Source organism: Kitasatospora sp. NPDC001119 (genome assembly GCF_053598475.1).
Map to the genome: position 1 here is coordinate 252594 of NZ_JBSFKI010000003.1, position 17356 is coordinate 269949.

The following is a 17356-nucleotide window of genomic DNA, read 5'->3' on the forward strand; positions in this document are numbered from 1 at the left end:
GACAGCCCGCCAAGAGCTGCGCGGGCCCGTCCTACTCCAGCCCGGCGGCGTGGTCCGGGACGTACTTCTGGAGGTCCCGCGGCGGCCGCTCGTAGCCGCGCGAGGCGGGGCGGGGCGGCAGCTGCACCCGCGGCTCCCTGATCTCGTGGTACGGCACGGTGGACAGCAGGTGGGCGATCATGTTGATCCGGGCCCGGCGCTTGTCGTCGCTCTCCACCACGTGCCAGGGCGAGTCCGGGGTGTCGGTGTGGATGAACATCTCGTCCTTGGCCCGCGAGTAGTCCTCCCAGCGGGTGATCGACTCGACGTCCATCGGGGAGAGCTTCCAGCGCTTCATCGGGTCCTCCAGCCGGTCCCGGAAGCGCCGCTGCTGCTCGGTGTCGCTCACCGAGAACCAGTACTTGCGCAGCAGGACGCCCGACTCGGTGAGCATCCGCTCGAAGGTCGGGCACTGGTGCAGGAACTGCCAGTACTCCTCGTCGGTGCAGAAGCCCATCACCCGCTCGACGCCCGCGCGGTTGTACCAGCTGCGGTCGAACAGGACGATCTCCCCGGCGGCCGGCAGGTGCTCGACGTACCGCTGGAAGTACCACTGGGTCTTCTGCCGCTCGGTCGGTGTGGGCAGCGCCGCGACCCGGGCGATGCGGGGGTTGAGGTACTCCGTCACCCGCTTGATCGCCCCGCCCTTGCCCGCGGCGTCGCGCCCCTCGAAGACCACCACCAGCCGGGCGCCCTCGACGCGCACCCACTCCTGGAGCTTCACCAGCTCCTCCTGGAGGCGCAGCAGCTCCCGCTCGTACGGCTTCCTGGCCAGTCGCTCCGGTTTCCCGGTCCGCTGCTGCTCGGCCACCCTCGGTTCCTCCGTCCGGCTGAATGCTGATCAGCACTCACCGTAGGCGCCCACGGCCGGTTCCGCAGGTCGGCGGGGGGCTGTGGCGACCGGGGCCGGTCTCGTGGACCGGCCCTGGGGAGAGGTGCCTGGGAGAGGCTAGACGGCGACGAAGGGCTCGGGGTAGCGGCAGAGCCCGCGCGGGGTGCCGTCGTACGACGGCAGCGGCAGCACCTGGAAGTACGCCTCCGGCACCTCGAACGGGCCGGTGACCTCGTGCCGCCCGGCCGGCGCGAAGCCGAACCGCGCGTAGTACTCCGGGTCGCCGAGGACGACCACGAGCTTCTCGCCCGCGTCCTCGGCCGCCGCCAGCGCGGCCCGGACGACCAGCTCGCCGACGCCCCGGCGCTGCCACTCGGGCGCCACCGCGACCGGCCCGAGCGCCAGCGCCTTGCCGTCGCCGACGAGCAGCCGGGTGAGCAGCGCGTGGCCGATCACCAGCCCGGTCCCGTCGACCGCCACCACGGACAGCCCGGGCAGCCAGGCGGGATCGCGGCGCAGCGCGTCCACCAGGTCCGCCTCGTCCGGGCCGGGGAACGCGGCCATGTGGACGCGTCTGGTCGCCGGGGCGTCCTCCGGACATTCGATTCTTGTGGTCACCTGCAAGAGTCAACCCTCCCTGTGTCACACACCGTTGTGGACCGGCCCCGGACGGCGGGTGAGCCGTCCGGGGCCGTTGCAGGTTAGCGGATGACGCGGTGTCAGGACTGGGGCTGGGCCTCGCCCTTGGCGTCCTCGCGGACCTTCGGCTTGGCGTCCACGCCGGCCTCGCGGCGCTGCGCCGGGGTGATCGGGGTCGGGGCGCCGGTCAGCGGGTCGCCGCCGGTGGACGTCTTCGGGAAGGCGATGACGTCCCGGATGGTGTCGTACCCGCCCAGCAGGGTGACGATGCGGTCCAGGCCGAAGGCGACACCGCCGTGCGGCGGCGGGCCGTAGTTGAAGGCGTCCAGCAGGAAGCCGAACTGCGAGGCCGCCTCCTCCTCGGAGAGGCCGATCGCGTCGAACGCCCGCTTCTGCACGTCGCGCTGGTGGATACGGATCGAACCGCCGCCCAGCTCCGAGCCGTTGAGGACCAGGTCGTAGGCGTTGGAGAGCGCCGAGCCCGGGTCGGTGTCGAAGGTGGCCAGCGACTCCGCGGTCGGGGCGGTGAACGGGTGGTGCACCGCGTGCCAGCCCTGGAACTGGCCCTTGTCGTCCTCGATCGGCTCGAACATCGGGAAGTCGACGACCCAGAGGAAGGCCCACTGGGACTCGTCGATCAGCTCGCAGCGGCGGCCGATCTCCAGGCGGGCGGCGCCGAGCAGCTCCTGGGAGGCGCGCTCCTTGCCGGCCGCGAAGAAGACCGCGTCGCCGTTCTTGGCGCCCGCGGCGGCGGCGAGGCCGGCCAGGTGCTCCGCGGAGAGGTTCTTGGCGACCGGGCCGCGCAGCTCGCCGGTCTCGGCGTCGATGAGCACGTAGGCCAGGCCCTTGGCGCCGCGCGCCTTGGCCCAGTCCTGCCAGGCGTCCAGCTGCTTGCGCGGCTGCGAGGCGCCGCCGGGCATGACCACGGCACCGACGTACGGGGCCTGGAAGACGCGGAACTCGGTGCCCTTGAAGTACTCGGTCAGGTCGGTGAGTTCCTGGCCGAAGCGGACGTCCGGCTTGTCCGAGCCGTAGCGGCCCATGGCGTCCGCGTAGGTCATCCGGGGCAGCGGGTTCGGGATCTCGTACCCGTGCACCTCGCGCCAGATGGAGCCGACGATCTTCTCGCCGAGGGCCAGGACGTCCTCCTGGTCGACGAACGAGGCCTCGATGTCCAGCTGGGTGAACTCCGGCTGCCGGTCGGCGCGGAAGTCCTCGTCGCGGAAGCAGCGGGCGATCTGGTAGTAGCGCTCCATGCCGGCCACCATCAGCAGCTGCTTGAACAGCTGGGGCGACTGCGGCAGGGCGTACCAGTGGCCGGGCTGGAGGCGGACCGGGACGAGGAAGTCGCGGGCGCCCTCGGGGGTGGAGCGGGTGAGGTACGGCGTCTCGATGTCGAGGTAGTCGTTCTCCTCCATCACCCGGCGGATGATGTTGTTGACCTTGGAGCGCAGGCGCAGGCCCTTGGCCGGGCCCTCGCGGCGCAGGTCCAGGTAGCGGTAGCGCAGCCGGACCTCCTCGTTGACCGTGCCCGGCTCGTACTCGGCGACCGGGAAGGGCAGCGGGGCGGCCTCGGAGAGCACCTCGATCGCGCTGACGACGACCTCGACGGCGCCGGTCGGGATGTCGGGGTTCTCGTTGCCCTCGGGGCGGACCCGGACGTCGCCGACGACCTTGACGCAGTACTCGGCGCGCAGGCCGTGTACCGAGTCGAGGTCGCGGACCACGATCTGCACGGTGCCGGAGGCGTCGCGCAGGTCGATGAAGGCGACGCCGCCGTGGTCGCGGCGGCGGGCGACCCAGCCGGCCAGGGTGACGGTGGTGCCTGCGTGCTCCGGGCGGAGCGTGCCCGCGTCGTGCGTGCGGATCACAGCTGCTTCTCCTTCAGGGTGGTGACGAGTGCGTCGAGGGCGACGGGGGTCTGCTCGCCGGTGCTCATGTCCTTGAGCTGGACGACGCCCTCGGCGAGGTCCCGGTCCCCGGCGATCAGGGCGAAGCGGGCGCCGGACCGGTCGGCGGACTTCATGGCGTTCTTGATGCTCTTGACGCCGAAGGCGAGGTCGGTGGCCACGCCGGCCCGGCGCAGCTCGACCACCTTGGCGAACAGGGTGTTCTTGGCCTCCTCGCCGAGCGCGACGGCGTAGACGGAGGTGGCCGCCGGCAGGTCGAGGGCGACGCCCTCGGCCTCCAGCGCGAGGTAGGTGCGGTCCACGCCGAGCGCCCAGCCGACGGACGGCAGCGCCGGGCCGCCGATCATCTCGGACAGGCCGTCGTAGCGGCCGCCGCCGCCGATCGCGGACTGGGCGCCGAGGCCGTTGTGCACGAACTCGAAGGTGGTGCGGGTGTAGTAGTCCAGGCCGCGCACCAGCTTGGGGTCGTCCACGAAGGCCACGCCCGCCGCGGTGAGCAGCTCGCGGACCTTCTCGTCGTACGCCTTGCAGGCCTCGCACAGGTAGTCGCGCAGCATCGGGGCGCCGACCAGCTGGGCCTGCACCGACTCGCGCTTGTCGTCGAGGACGCGCAGCGGGTTGATCTCGGCGCGGCGGCGGGTCTCCTCGTCCAGGTCCAGGCCGGCGAGGAAGTCGATCAGCGCGGCACGGTAGACCGGGCGGCACTGCTTGTCGCCGAGGCTGTTGAGCAGCAGCGAGTAGTCGCTCAGCCCCAGCGAGCGGAAGGCGTCGTCGGCCAGGATGATCAGCTCGGCGTCCAGCGCCGGGTCCTCGGCCCCGATCGCCTCGGCGCCGACCTGGGAGAACTGGCGGTAGCGGCCCTTCTGGGCGCGCTCGTAGCGGTAGTACGAGCCCGAGTACCAGAGCTTGACCGGCAGGTTGCCCTGCTTGTGGAGGTTGGCCTGGAGCGCGGCGCGCAGCACCGAGGCGGTGCCCTCGGGGCGCAGCGCGAGCTCGTCGCCGCCCTTGGTGGTGAGGGTGTACATCTCCTTGGAGACGATGTCGGTGGACTCGCCGACACCGCGGGAGAACAGCTTCACGTCCTCGAAGACCGGGGTCTCGACGTAGCCGTAACCGGCCCGGCGGGCGGGCGCGGCGATGCGCTCGCGGATCGCCAGGAAGGTCGCGGAGCTGGGGGGCAGCAGGTCGTAGGTGCCCTTGGGGGCGGTGAAGGTGCTCAACTTCTCTTCCGTCACATTCCTCGTCGCGGGAAAGCCGGGGCGCCTGCCGCCCCTGCTGCCTGTCGGAGGTAGGGGTTGGTGGCGCGCTCGCGGCCGATGGTGGTCTGACCGCCGTGGCCGGAGAGGACCACGGTGGAGTCGTCGAGGGGCAGGCACACCCGGGCCAGCGAGTTCATGATCGCCTCGCTGTCCCCGCCCGGGAGGTCGGTACGCCCGATGGAGCCGGCGAACAGCAGGTCGCCCGAGAACAGCACCGGGGGGAGGTCCTCGGCACCGGGCGTCCGGAAGGTCACCGACCCCCCGGTATGGCCCGGGGCGTGGTCCACGGTGAGCTTCAGTCCGGCCAGCTCCAGCACGCCGCCGTCGGTGAGCTCGCGCACGTCGTCGGGCTCGCCGACGGTGAGCTCGCCCATCAGCTGGGTGCCCAGGGAGCGGCCGAGCGCCTTCTCCGGGTCGGACATCATGTACCGGTCCTCGGGGTGGATCCAGGCCGGGACGCCGCGGGCGCCGCAGACCGGGACCACCGAGGCCACGTGGTCGATGTGGCCGTGGGTGAGCAGCACGGCGACGGGCTTCAGCCGGTGCTCGCGGACCATCTCCTCGACGCCGCGGGCCGCCTGGTGGCCGGGATCGACGATGACGCACTCCTCGCCGGCCGCCGGAGCGACCAGGTAGCAGTTGGTGCCCCAGGCTCCAGCGGGGAATCCGGCGATGAACACGCGCGTCCTTCGGGTGTGTGGCGGTCGGCTGCGGCGGCTGCCAGTGGTGATGCCACCAGTGGTGATTCAGGTGCAGCCTACCGGCGCCGCGGGTCCGGTTGCGAACCAGATACGGGCGGCGGGGCGCCGCGGCCCGGCAGGTTCACCGGGTTCTTACAGGCCCGGTCCCTACACTTGGCCGCCGAGGGATGCGATGATCCGCTCCGGAATCCATCCACTTTTCCCGCACATCCGTAGGAGACACGGCCGGTGGTCAGCAGCGAACAGCGGCGGCGGCAGCTCGCCCGAGAGAAGTACGAGCGCCAGTTGGAGCGCCGGGTCGAGGCCCAGGCCGCGCGCAGGCGGCGCAACACGATCCTGGGCGCCTCGCTCGCCGTCGTGGTCCTGGCCGGCGGTGGCACCCTGATCGCCACCGGCGCGTTCAGCTCGGACGACAAGGGCGACAAGAAGGCCTCGAACAGCGCCCAGGCCGCGCCGACCGGTACCGAGGAGCCGTCCGCCCCGACCCGCAAGCCGGTCGAGGGCTGCGCCGCCCCGGCGCCGGGCGCGCCCAACGGCAAGCAGTGGCAGGCCGAGCCGGCCATGACGATCGACGCGGGCGGCTCGTACGCCATGACGCTGGACAGCAACTGCGGCAAGGTGACGATCGCGCTGGACGCGGCGAAGGCCCCGCACACCGTGAACTCCTTCGCCTTCCTGGCCGGTGAGCAGTACTTCGACCACACCAAGTGCCACCGCCTCACCACCGACGGCATCTTCGTGCTGCAGTGCGGCGACCCGACCGCCAGCGCGACCGTCCCGGGCGGCTCCGGCGGCCCCGGCTACAAGTTCGCGGACGAGAACCTGACCGGCGCGACCTACCCGGCCGGCACCGTGGCGATGGCCAACTCCGGTCCGGGCACCAACGGCAGCCAGTTCTTCCTGGTCTACAAGGACACCAAGCTGCCCCCGAACTACACCCCCTTCGGCAAGGTCACCGGCGGCCTGGACGTGGTGCAGAAGATCGCCGCCGCGGGCACCCTGGAGGGCTCGTCGGACGGCCACCCGATGGCCGACGTCACCTTCAACTCCGTTACGGTGGCGAAGGGTTGACCGACTCCGGGGTCGTCGGCGGGTGGCCTGCGCGCCGCCCCCGCACGGCCCCGGACCGAAATCGCCCGGCCCGGATGCGGACAGCACCGGGCCTGGTCGCCTATGTTGGCGTTGTATAGGGTGCCCGGACCCGCCTAGCCGTCACCCTCGGCAGCAAGGCACGGCGGACGGGGACGGCGGACTCTTTCGGTCCGTCGCACATCAACTGTGGACGACGGACGCGCGCCGCCCCGGCGCGGGCGCGACGTCATGTGGAGGACGCGCTATGAGCAGCGACCCGTGGGGCCGTGTGGACGAGCAGGGCACGGTCTACGTCAGGACGGCCGACGGCGAACGAGTCGTCGGTTCCTGGCAGGCCGGCTCGCCCGAGGAGGCCCTCGCCTACTTCGAGCGCAAGTACCAGGGCATCGAGGTGGAGATCGGCCTGCTGGAGAAGCGGGTGCGGACCACCGACCTGGCCGCCAAGGACGCCCTGGCCGCGCTGGAGCACCTGCGCGCCCAGGTGGTCGAGGGGCACGCGGTCGGCGACCTGGAGGGTCTGGCCAAGCGGCTGGACACGCTCACCGGCGAGATCGAGAGCCGGCGCGAGGAGCGCAAGGCCGCCCGCGCCAAGGCCCAGGACGAGGCCCGTGCGGCCAAGGAGGCCCTGGTCACCGAGGCCGAGCAGCTCGCCGAGTCCACCCAGTGGCGGGAGGCCGGGGACCGGCTGCGCGCCCTGGTGGACACCTGGAAGGGCCTGCCGCGGCTGGACCGCAAGAGCGACGACGAGCTCTGGCACCGCTTCTCGCACGCCCGCTCGGTCTTCTCCAAGCACCGCAAGGCGCACTTCGCCACCCTGGACGCCGAGCGCGAGAAGGCCCGGCAGACCAAGGAGGCGCTGGTGTCCGAGGCCGAGGCGCTGTCCTCGTCCACGGACTGGGGCAGCACCGCGGCCGCCTACCGCGACCTGATGGCGCGCTGGAAGGCCGCCGGCCGGGCCCAGCGGGACATCGAGGACGAGCTGTGGGCGCGGTTCCGCGGCGCCCAGGACGTCTTCTTCCAGGCCCGCTCCGCGGTGTTCAGCGAGCGGGACGCCGAGCAGGTGGAGAACCAGAAGCTCAAGGAGGCGCTGGCCGCCGAGGCCGAGACGATCCTGCCGATCACCGACCTCAAGGCCGCCAAGGCCGCGCTGCGCGAGGTCAACGAGCGCTGGGAGGCGATCGGGCACGTGCCGCGCGAGGTCCGTCCGAAGCTGGACGGCCGGCTGAACGCGGTCGAGCGGGCGATCCGCGAGGCCGAGGAGGCCGAGTGGTCGCGCTCCAACCCGGAGGCCAAGGCCCGCGCGGCCGGCATGGTGGGCCTGTTCCAGGCGAAGGCCGACAAGATCCAGGCCGACCTGGACAAGGCCCGCGCGGCCGGCAACGCCTCCAGGATCGCCAAGCTGGAGTCCGAGCTGGACGGCGTGCGGACCCTGCTGGACCAGGCGCACAAGAGCCAGGAGGAGTTCAGCGGCTGATCGCCCCGGCACGCTGGACGGCGAAGGCCCCCGGGACCGTTCCCGGGGGCCTTCCGCGTTCCCCCGCCGTGCTGCCGGCGGGGGCCGCCGCTACTTGCGGGCGGAGGTGACGCGGTAGACGTCGTACACGCCCTCGACGCCGCGCACCGCCTTGAGCACGTGGCCCAGGTGCTTCGGGTCGCCCATCTCGAAGGTGAAGCGGCTCATCGCCACCCGGTCCCGGGAGGTCTGCACCGCCGCCGACAGGATGTTGACGTGCTGGTCGGAGAGCACCCGGGTGACGTCCGACAGCAGCCGCGAGCGGTCCAGCGCCTCGACCTGGATGGCCACCAGGAAGACCGAGGACTGGGTGGCCGCCCACTCGACGTCGATCATGCGCTCCGGCTGCTGGTTCAGCGCCTCCACGTTGACGCAGTCGGCGCGGTGCACCGAGACGCCGTTGCCGCGGGTCACGAAGCCGACGATCGGGTCCCCCGGCACCGGGGTGCAGCAGCGGGAGAGCTTGACCCAGACGTCCTCGACGCCCTTGACGATCACGCCCGGGTCGCCCTTGGCCCGGCGGCGCACCGCCCGCCGGTTGTCATGGGTCGGGGTGGCGGTCTCCGCCAGGTCCTCGGTCGCGCCCTCCTCGCCGCCGAGCGCCTGGACCAGCTTCTGCACGATGTTCGGCGCGGCGACGTGGCCCTCGCCGATCGCGGCGTAGAGCGAGGAGATGTCGGGGTAGCGCATCTCGTGGGCCAGGGTGACCAGCGAGTCGCCGGTCAGGATCCGCTGGATCGGCAGGCCCTGCTTGCGCATCGCCCGGACGATCGCCTCCTTGCCGTGCTCGATCGCCTCCTCGCGGCGCTCCTTGGAGAACCAGGCGCGGATCTTGTTGCGGGCGCGCGGCGACTTGACGAAGCCCAGCCAGTCCCGGGACGGGCCGGCGTTCTCCGCCTTGGAGGTGAACACCTCGACGGTGTCGCCGTTCTCCAGGGTCGACTCCAGCGGCACCAGCCGCCCGTTGACCCGGGCGCCTATCGTCCGGTAGCCGACCTCGGTGTGCACCGCGAAGGCGAAGTCGACCGGGGTCGCCCCGGCCGGCAGGGCTATCACGTCGCCCTTGGGGGTGAAGACGAAGACCTCGTTGCTGGCCAGGTCGAAGCGGAGCGACTCCAGGAACTCGCCCGGGTCGGCGGTCTCCTTCTGCCAGTCCAGCAGCTGCCGCAGCCAGGCCATCTCGTTGACGGCGCCGGCCTTGTCGTCCTTGCGGACCTGGGTCGGGGTGTCGGTGCGGACCTTGGAGGCCCCGGCCACCGCGCGCTGCTTGTACTTCCAGTGCGCCGCGATGCCGTACTCGGCCCGCCGGTGCATGTCGAAGGTGCGGATCTGCAGCTCGACCGGCTTGCCCCCGGGGCCGATCACCGTGGTGTGCAGCGACTGGTACATGTTGAACTTGGGCATCGCGATGTAGTCCTTGAACCGCCCCGGCACCGGGTTCCACCGCGCGTGGATGGTGCCCAGCGCCGCGTAGCAGTCGCGGACGGTGTCGACCAGGACCCGGATGCCCACCAGGTCGTAGATCTCGGCGAAGTCCCGGCCCCGGACGATCATCTTCTGGTAGACCGAGTAGTAGTGCTTCGGCCGGCCGGTGACGGAGGCGGTGATCCGGGCGCCCCGCAGGTCCCCCTGGACCTGGTCGATGACGGTCGCCAGGTACTCGTCCCGCTTGGGGGCGCGCTCGGCGACCAGCCGGACGATCTCGTCGTACATCTTGGGGTAGAGGATCGCGAAGGCGAGGTCCTCCAGCTCCCACTTGATGGTGTTCATGCCCAGCCGGTGCGCCAGCGGGGCGTAGATCTCCAGCGTCTCGCGGGCCTTCTTCTCCTGCTTCTCCCGCTTGAGGTAGCGCATCGTGCGCATGTTGTGCAGGCGGTCGGCCAGCTTGATCACCAGGACCCGCGGGTCCTTGGCCATCGCCACGACCATCTTGCGGACGGTCTCGGCCTGCGCGGCCTCGCCGAACTTGACCCGGTCCAGCTTGGTGACGCCGTCCACCAGCAGGGCCACCGAGTCGCCGAAGTCCTTGCGCAGGGTCTCCAGGCCGTAGTCGGTGTCCTCGACGGTGTCGTGCAGCAGCCCGGCCATCAGCGTCGGGGCGTCCATGCCGAGCTCGGCCAGGATCGTCGCGACGGCCAGCGGGTGGGTGATGTACGGGTCGCCGCTCTTGCGCTTCTGCCCGCGGTGCCACTTCTCGGCCACCGCGTACGCCTTCTCGATGTCGCGCAGCAGAGCCGGGTCGGCCTTGGGGTCGTTGGCCCGGATCGAGCGGAACAGCGGTTCCAGGACGGGGTTGAGCACGCTGGAGCGCTGGCCGCCCAGGCGGGCCAGCCGGGCCCGCATGCCGCCGGTGGAACCGCGGCCGGAGGGGCCGAGCGAACGCGAGGAGGTCGGCGCCGGGCGTGCCGGGGTGGCCCCCGAGGGCGTGGGACGGTTTTCGGGGGTGGCCGCTTCGGCCGTGGGCACAACCTCGTCGGGCAAGGACTACTCCTCGGGGCACCGGGGCCGACCCCTGCCGAGGCCCGAACGGTCCGGGACAACCGGGAGGGGATGAATCTTCATGGTACCGAGCCGGGCGCCGGGGTGTTCATCCGGCCGGGCCAGGAAACGGAAGGACGGCGGTCGGATGTCCCGACCGCCGTCCTCCCCACGAGTCCCTCAGACCGTGACCAGCGTCTCCAGCGGAGCGCCGCCCAGGTGCCCGGCCAGCCGCTCGCGGCCGTCCAGGAAGCCCAGCTCCATCAGCACCACGACGCCCGCCAGCTCGGCCCCGGCCTCCTTCACCAGGTCCAGCGAGGCGCCGATGGTGCCACCGGTGGCCAGCACGTCGTCCACCACCAGCACCCGCTCACCGGGCGTGAAGGCGTCGCACTGCACCTCCAGCGTCGCCGAGCCGTACTCCAGCTCGTACGAGCGCCGGAACACCTCGCCGGGCAGCTTGCCCTGCTTGCGGATCGGCACGAAGCCGAGCCCGGCCGCGAAGGCCGCCGGGGCCGCCAGCACGAAGCCGCGCGCCTCCAGGCCCACGACCTTGGTCGCACCGAGCTCCGCGGCCCGGTCCGCCAGCGCCCGGGTGAGGGCGCCGAAGGCCTCGGCGTCGGCGAGCAGCGGCGCGATGTCCTTGAACAGCACACCCGGCTTCGGGTAGTCCGGGACGTCCCGGATCCGGCTGTTCAGCAGCTCGGCCAGTGCGGTGTCGGCGGTGGTCACGGTGGGTTCCTCGGGTTCGTGGTCGGGTTCAGCGCTTGGTGGACGGACGGCCCTTGGCACGGGTGCCGGCCGAGCGGCCACGCTGTCCGACCATACCCGCAGGCTGCTCCTCGTCGTCCGGCTCCCCGTCCGCCGTGACGGCGTCCCCGGCCTCCGCCTTGGCGGCGGCCGAGGCCCGGTGCTGGAGGACCCGCTTGCGCAGCGCCTTCATCTCCGGCTGCTCCTCCTTGAGCTGCGCCAGCAGCGGGGTGGCGACGCAGATCGAGGAGTAGGCACCGGCCGCGAGACCGATGAACAGCGCGAGCGAGATGTCGTTCAGGGTGCCGGCGCCCAGGAAGCCGCCGCCGATGAACAGCAGCGCGGCGACCGGAAGCAGCGCCACCACGGTGGTGTTGAGCGAGCGCACCAGGGTCTGGTTGAGGCCCGCGTTGGCGGCCTCGCTGTAGGTGAGCTTGTTCTGCTTGGTGATCCCCTTGGTGTTCTCCTTCACGGTGTCGAAGACGACAACCGTGTCGTAGAGGGAGTAACCGAGGATCGTCAGGAAGCCGATCACCGTACCCGGGGTGACCTCGAAGCCCACCAGGGCGTACACGCCGATGGTGATCAGGAGGTCGTGGATGAGGGCGACCAGCGCGGCCAGCGCCATCCGCCACTCGAAGGCGATCGCCAGGTAGACCGTCACCAGGACCATGAAGACGACCAGGCCGGTGAGCGCCTTCTGGGAGATCTGCTTGCCCCAGCTGGGGCCGATGACCTGGGCCTCGACGGTGTCCAGCGGCACGCCGAGCTTCTGGGAGAGCTCGGAGCGGATCTCGTCGGAGCTCTTCGGCTCCTCGGTGCTGACCTGGATGCGGATCTTGCCGTTGTCGGTCGACTGCACCAGCGGGTGCGAGGAGACGACCCCGTCGGCGGTTTCCTGCGCCTGGGAGACCGTCAGGCCGGGCTTGGCCACGGTGTAGACCGAGCCGCCCTTGAACTCGATGCCCAGGTGCAGACCCATGGCCAGGCCGATCGCCGCGACCAGCACGATCACGCCGGAGATGGAGTACCAGAGCTTGCGGCGACCGACGAAGTCGAAGCTGACCTCGCCCTGGTAGAGCCGGTGGCCCAGGTTGGAGAAGCGTGACACGGTGTCAGGCCTCCTTCACGGCGGCAGAGGAGGGGTTACGGCGACGGCTGCTGCGAAGCGGCGGGCGGGCGCCCAGTCGCTTCGGGTCCAGGCCGGACCACGGGTGGCCGTTCAGGAAGAACTTGCGGCGGGCCAGCAGCGTGATCAGCGGCTTGGTGAAGAGGAAGATCACCACGACGTCGAGCGCGGTGGTCAGACCCAGGGTGAAGGCGAAGCCCTGGACCTTGCCGACCGAGACCACGTAGAGGACGGCGGCACAGAGGAAGGACACGAAGTCCGAGACCAGGATGGTGCGCCGGGCGCGCGGCCAGGCCCGCTGGACCGCCGGGCGCAGCGGGGCTCCCTCGCGGACCTCGTCGCGGATGCGCTCGAAGTACACGATGAAGGAGTCGGCGGTGATGCCGATCGCGACGATCGCACCGCAGACCGCCGGCAGGTTCAGCGCGAAGCCGATCGCGTTGCCGAGCAGGCTCATGATCGAGTAGGTCAGGGCCGCCGAGACGAGCAGACCGGCGATCGAGACCAGGCCGAGGCCGCGGTAGTAGACCAGCGAGTAGGCGACCACCAGCAGCATGCCGATCGCGCCGGCCACCAGGCCGGCCTTGAGCTGGTCGCTGCCGAGCGCCGGGGAGACGGTGGTGATGTCGCTCTTGACGAACTCCAGCGGCAGGGCGCCGTAGCCGAGCACGTTGGACAGGTCCTGCGCCTCGGCCTGGGTGAAGCGGCCGGTGATCACGGCGCTGCCGCCGGGGATCGCGTTCTTGACCTCGGGGTGCGAGACGACCTGGTTGTCCAGGACGATCGCGAACTGGTTGTTCGGCGGGGCCTGGGTGGCGAGCTGGCCGGTGACCTTGGTGAAGTCGTCGGTGCCGTTGCCGTTGAACTGCAGCTGGACCTGCCAGCCGGCACCCGTCTGGGTGTCGAGGGTCGGCTGCGCCTTGGAGACGTCCGAGCCCTTCACGGCGACGGGGCCGAGGGCGAGCTTCTCGTAGTAGCCGTTCTCGGGCTTCTGCGAGCAGGCGACGACGGCCTTGTCGTCGGGGCCGGTCTGGGCGGTGCGGACCTCGGGCTTGGAGCAGTCGAGGGCGGCGAACGCGGCGCTCAGCTCCGGCGGCACGGTGCCCTGGGTCATCGCGGCGCTGAGGTCGGCGGCGCTCGGCGGGGTGGCCGCGGCGCTCGGGGCGCCGGTGGCGGGGGCGGTGGGCGCGGTGCTCGCGCCGGTGGCCGCGGCGGTCGGGCTGGCGCCCTCGGCGGCCAGCGCCTCGCTCTCGGGGCGGCCCTGCTTGGTGGCGCTCGCGCCCGGGGACGGGGTGCCGGCCGTGGCGGCGGGCGGGGTCGCGCCCGGGGTGCCGGTGGCGGCGGCGGACGGGGTGCCCGTGGGAGCCGGGGCGGTGACGCCGCTGGGCGCCACGGCCAGGACCGGACGGAAGAACAGCTTGGCGGTGGTACCCACCTGGTCCGCCGCGTTCTGCTGGTTCCCGCCCTTGGGGATGTTCACGATGATCGTGTTGTCGCCCTGGGTCTGGACCTCCGCCTCGGAGACACCCATACCGTTGACGCGGCGCTCGATGATCCCGGTGGCGATGTCCATGTTGGACTTGGTGATCGCCTTGGGGTCGGTCGACTTCGCGGTCAGCGTGATGCTGGTGCCACCGGCGAGATCGATCCCGAGCCGGGGCTTGGTGGTGCCCGTCCCGAACATGAGGGCGACCAGTCCGACGGTGACGACCAGGATGAGGGCCAGCGCCCGCCCTGGGTAGCCGTCGCGCGGGCGCGACTTGGGTGTTGCCACCTTGCTCGTTTCTCCCTGTCCATGCCACTTCCCCGACCGGACCCCCGTCCGGCTCGTGGCGGGACAGGGGTCCGGCGGTTCTGCGGCCCTGAGGTCCTGTGGGCTCGCGGCACTGTGCCGCGCGGCCGGGCGGGTTGCCCGTCCGTACTACTTGCTCGCGGGAGCCCCGCCCTCGACGTCGCCCTTCTCGGCGCTGTCCTTGGAGAGCGACAGCGGCTTGTCCTCGACCGGCTCGGCGTCGGCCTCCTCGGCCTCCGGCTCGGGCAGCTCGTCATCGGCGGGGCGGCCGTTGATGATCGCGTCGTACTCCTGGGGGTCCAGGACGGCCGCGATGGCGCTCTTGGTGAAGTGGGTGACCACGCCGGGCGCGATCTCCAGCTCGACGGTCTCGTCGTTGACCGCCTTCACCTGGGCGTACAGACCGCCGATGGTGCGCACACCGGCCCCCGGCTCCAGCGCCGTCTGCATCTGCTGCATCTGCGACTGGCGCTTCTTCTGCGACCGGAACATGAGCACGATCGCGATGATCGGGAGGAGAAGGATGATGAGGTTCACTGCAGCCAGGGTCCTTTACGGGCCGCCGGCCGGCGGCCTGTGTGGTATTGGTCGGCCCGTCAGGTGAGAGGGGCGGTCCGGCGGAGTCTAGGCGACCCCGAATCGATCGGACAACGCCAAGCATCGCATCATGCCGCCGAAAGTGGCGACCCTCCGCCTGCACAGTTTCCCCGGACGCCACTCCCGGCTCCCCCGTGCGCCACCACGGGAGCACCGGCCGGGAACCGACCGGCCCGACTCACCCGTTCAGCCGATGGCGGTCAACTTTCGTCGGCGGGGAACAGCTCCGACTGCGCCGGAACACGCCCGCGGGTGGTCTGGACCGGCGGGGTCAGGCCGAGGTGCTGCCAGGCGGCCGCGGTGGCGATCCGGCCGCGCGGGGTGCGGGCGAGCAGGCCCTCGCGGACCAGGAAGGGCTCGGCGACCTCCTCGACCGTCTCCGACTCCTCACCCACGGCGACCGCCAGTGTCGACAAACCGACCGGACCGCCGCCGAACAGCCGCAGCAGCGCGTCCAGCACCGCGCGGTCCAGCCGGTCCAGCCCGCGGGCGTCCACCTCGTAGACGTCCAGCGCCTGGGCGGCGATCCCGGCGTCGACCACGCCGTCGTGCCGGACCTGGGCGTAGTCGCGGACCCGGCGCAGCAGCCGGTTGGCGATGCGCGGGGTGCCACGCGAGCGCCCGGCGATCTCGGCCGCGCCGGCCGGGTCTATCTCCACGTCCAGCAGCGCGGCCGAGCGGTGCACCACCCGCTGGAGCTCGGCCGGGGCGTAGAACTCCATGTGCCCGGTGAAGCCGAAGCGGTCGCGCAGCGGGGGCGGCAGCAGGCCGGCCCGGGTGGTGGCGCCGACCAGGGTGAAGGGCGGCAGCTCCAGCGGGATGGCGGTGGCGCCCGGGCCCTTGCCGACGATCACGTCGACCCGGAAGTCCTCCATCGCCATGTAGAGCATCTCCTCGGCCGGCCGGGACATCCGGTGGATCTCGTCGAGGAAGAGCACCTCGCCCTCGGTGAGCGAGGAGAGGATCGCCGCGAGGTCCCCCGCGTGCTGGATGGCCGGGCCGGAGGTGATCCGGATCGGGGCGCCCAGCTCGGCGGCGATGATCATGGACAGGGTGGTCTTGCCGAGCCCGGGCGGGCCGCTCAGCAGCACGTGGTCGGGCGCGCTGCCGCGCTGGCGGGCGGCCTGGAGCACCAGCGACAGCTGCTCGCGCACCCGCTCCTGGCCGATGAACTCGTCCAGCAGCTTGGGGCGCAGCGCCGCCTCCACCGCCTGGTCCTCACCGTCGGCGGCGGCCGTGACCAGCCGGTCGGTGGGTTCCGGGTCGTACATCGTCGCGGGCTCCAGAGTCTCCGGTGTCGACAAAAGGACAGATCGTCAGTTGGTCAGCGGGCGCGGTTGAGGCCGCGCAGGGCGAGCCTGAGCAGGGCGCCGACGTCCGTCACCGCCTGCGCCTCGGCCTCCGGGGTGACGGCCGCGACCGCCTCGTCCGCCTCGCGCGGGGCGTAGCCGAGGCCGGTCAGCGCGGAGTGCAGCTGCTCGCTCCACGGCGCCGGGCCGCTCGCGACCGGCTTCTGCGCGGGCACCGCCCCGTGCGGGGCGCCGAGCTTGTCCTTGTACTCCAGCAGCAGCTTGGCCGCCTTGGCCTTGCCGATGCCCGGCACCGCGACCAGCGCCTTCTCGTCGCCGCCCGCGATCGCGGCGCGCAGCGCGTCGGGGCTGTGCACGCCCAGGATCGCCTGCGCCAGCTTGGGGCCGACGCCGGGCGCGGCCTGGAGGATCTCGAACACGGCGCGCTCGTCGTCGTCCGCGAAGCCGAACAGGGTCAGCGAGTCCTCCCGGACCACCAGCGAGGTGGCCAGCCGGGCCGGCTCGCCCAGCCGCAGCCCGGCCAGGGTGTTCGGGGTGCACTGCACGGCCATGCCGACCCCGCCGACCTCGACCACCGCGATCCCGGAGGAGACGGCCGCCACGGGCCCTTGCACGAAGGCGATCATCGGACGGTGCCTTTCGGAAGAGTGGAGCGGGAGGTGGCGCGGGCGGCCCGGACGGCGGCCTCCAGCCGGTTGGTCGCCCCGCCGCGCCAGATGTGGCAGATGGCCAGCGCCAGCGCGTCGGCGGCGTCGGCGGGCTTGGGCGGCGCGTCCAGCCGCAGCAGGCGCTGCACCATGGCGGTGACCTGCGCCTTGTCGGCCCGGCCGGAGCCGGTGACGGCGGCCTTGACTTCGCTGGGGGTGTGCAGGGTGACGGGGATGCCGCGCCGGGTGGCGCAGAGCATCGCGACGGCGCTGGCCTGGGCGGTGCCCATCACGGTGCGGACGTTGTGCTGGGCGAAGACCCGCTCGACGGCCACCAGGTCGGGCCGGTGCTCGTCCAGCCAGGCCTCGATGCCCTGCTCGACCTGGAGCAGCCGCTCCCCGATCTCCGCCTCGGCGGGGGTGCGCACCACGCCGACCCCGGCCATCCGCAGCGGCCGGCCCGGCGCGCCCTCGACCACGCCGACCCCGCACCTGGTCAGCCCCGGGTCCACGCCCAGTACCCGCACCACTCGCCCGTCTCCCTACCACTCGCCACGAAGGACCTCCGCAGGCTACCGCCCGGGTCCGACAACCCCGCCGACGACACCGGCCCGGTGGTCCAGGGACCACCGGGCCGGGCAGTGGGGCCGGTCACCCACCAACGATCA

At 72.0% G+C, this 17356-nt stretch carries 15 protein-coding genes; 2 read left to right on the plus strand and 13 right to left on the minus strand.

The features are described 5' to 3' along the window. Positions 1-31 precede the first annotated feature (31 nt). The 5 genes from ppk2 to ACWDD9_RS05420 form a co-directional block, all read right to left on the minus strand. The gene (gene ppk2 / locus ACWDD9_RS05400) at positions 32-850 is read right to left on the minus strand and encodes a polyphosphate kinase 2 (RefSeq protein WP_049651815.1); all 819 of its coding nucleotides are present in this window, start codon (positions 848-850) and stop codon (positions 32-34) included. 138 nt (positions 851-988) lie between these two features. Beyond that, positions 989-1489 carry a GNAT family N-acetyltransferase gene (locus ACWDD9_RS05405; protein ID WP_241852868.1) on the minus strand — a complete coding sequence of 167 codons (501 nt, stop codon included), beginning with the start codon at positions 1487-1489 and terminating at the stop codon, positions 989-991. A 101-nt stretch (positions 1490-1590) separates the two neighbouring features. Next, entirely contained in the window at positions 1591-3381 is a 1791-nt protein-coding gene (gene aspS, locus ACWDD9_RS05410; protein WP_049651817.1) for an aspartate--tRNA ligase, read from the minus strand. Continuing rightward, positions 3378-4640, minus strand: a complete 1263-nt coding sequence (hisS, locus tag ACWDD9_RS05415) for a histidine--tRNA ligase (RefSeq protein ID WP_449810852.1) — start codon at positions 4638-4640, stop codon at positions 3378-3380. The genes aspS and hisS overlap by 4 nt, the downstream gene beginning before the upstream one ends. Positions 4641-4651: 11 nt before the next feature. Beyond that, positions 4652-5359, minus strand: a complete 708-nt coding sequence (locus ACWDD9_RS05420; protein WP_049651819.1) for an MBL fold metallo-hydrolase — start codon at positions 5357-5359, stop codon at positions 4652-4654. Positions 5360-5608: 249 nt separating this feature from the next. Between ACWDD9_RS05420 and ACWDD9_RS05425 the strand changes: the two genes are divergently transcribed. Together ACWDD9_RS05425 and ACWDD9_RS05430 are read left to right on the plus strand one after the other, a co-directional pair. Next, positions 5609-6451 carry a peptidylprolyl isomerase gene (locus ACWDD9_RS05425; protein WP_049651820.1) on the plus strand — a complete coding sequence of 281 codons (843 nt, stop codon included), beginning with the start codon at positions 5609-5611 and terminating at the stop codon, positions 6449-6451. A 265-nt stretch (positions 6452-6716) separates the two neighbouring features. Beyond that, positions 6717-7946 carry a DUF349 domain-containing protein gene (locus tag ACWDD9_RS05430; protein WP_049651821.1) on the plus strand — a complete coding sequence of 410 codons (1230 nt, stop codon included), beginning with the start codon at positions 6717-6719 and terminating at the stop codon, positions 7944-7946. 90 nt (positions 7947-8036) lie between these two features. Here the strand turns inward: ACWDD9_RS05430 and ACWDD9_RS05435 are convergent, their stop codons facing one another. The 8 genes from ACWDD9_RS05435 to ruvC form a co-directional block, all read right to left on the minus strand. After that, entirely contained in the window at positions 8037-10466 is a 2430-nt protein-coding gene (locus ACWDD9_RS05435) for a RelA/SpoT family protein (RefSeq protein WP_181970527.1), read from the minus strand. A 177-nt stretch (positions 10467-10643) separates the two neighbouring features. After that, entirely contained in the window at positions 10644-11195 is a 552-nt protein-coding gene (locus ACWDD9_RS05440) for an adenine phosphoribosyltransferase (RefSeq protein ID WP_049651822.1), read from the minus strand. Positions 11196-11223: 28 nt separating this feature from the next. Then, on the minus strand, positions 11224-12324 hold the full coding sequence (gene secF / locus ACWDD9_RS05445) for a protein translocase subunit SecF (protein WP_049651823.1): 1101 nt from the start codon (positions 12322-12324) through the stop codon (positions 11224-11226). A 4-nt stretch (positions 12325-12328) separates the two neighbouring features. Continuing rightward, entirely contained in the window at positions 12329-14116 is a 1788-nt protein-coding gene (secD, locus tag ACWDD9_RS05450) for a protein translocase subunit SecD (protein WP_380781165.1), read from the minus strand. A gap of 147 nt (positions 14117-14263) precedes the next feature. Then, on the minus strand, positions 14264-14671 hold the full coding sequence (yajC, locus tag ACWDD9_RS05455; protein ID WP_053112055.1) for a preprotein translocase subunit YajC: 408 nt from the start codon (positions 14669-14671) through the stop codon (positions 14264-14266). A 260-nt stretch (positions 14672-14931) separates the two neighbouring features. Continuing rightward, a complete protein-coding gene (gene ruvB / locus ACWDD9_RS05460) occupies positions 14932-16002 on the minus strand; it encodes a Holliday junction branch migration DNA helicase RuvB (RefSeq protein ID WP_049651426.1) in 1071 nt (356 codons plus the stop codon). 53 nt (positions 16003-16055) lie between these two features. Further along, complete coding sequence (gene ruvA, locus ACWDD9_RS05465; protein WP_074002376.1) at positions 16056-16667, minus strand: Holliday junction branch migration protein RuvA; 612 nt, start codon at positions 16665-16667, stop codon at positions 16056-16058. Next, a complete protein-coding gene (gene ruvC, locus ACWDD9_RS05470; protein ID WP_449810893.1) occupies positions 16664-17215 on the minus strand; it encodes a crossover junction endodeoxyribonuclease RuvC in 552 nt (183 codons plus the stop codon). The genes ruvA and ruvC overlap by 4 nt, the downstream gene beginning before the upstream one ends. Positions 17216-17356 lie beyond the last annotated feature (141 nt).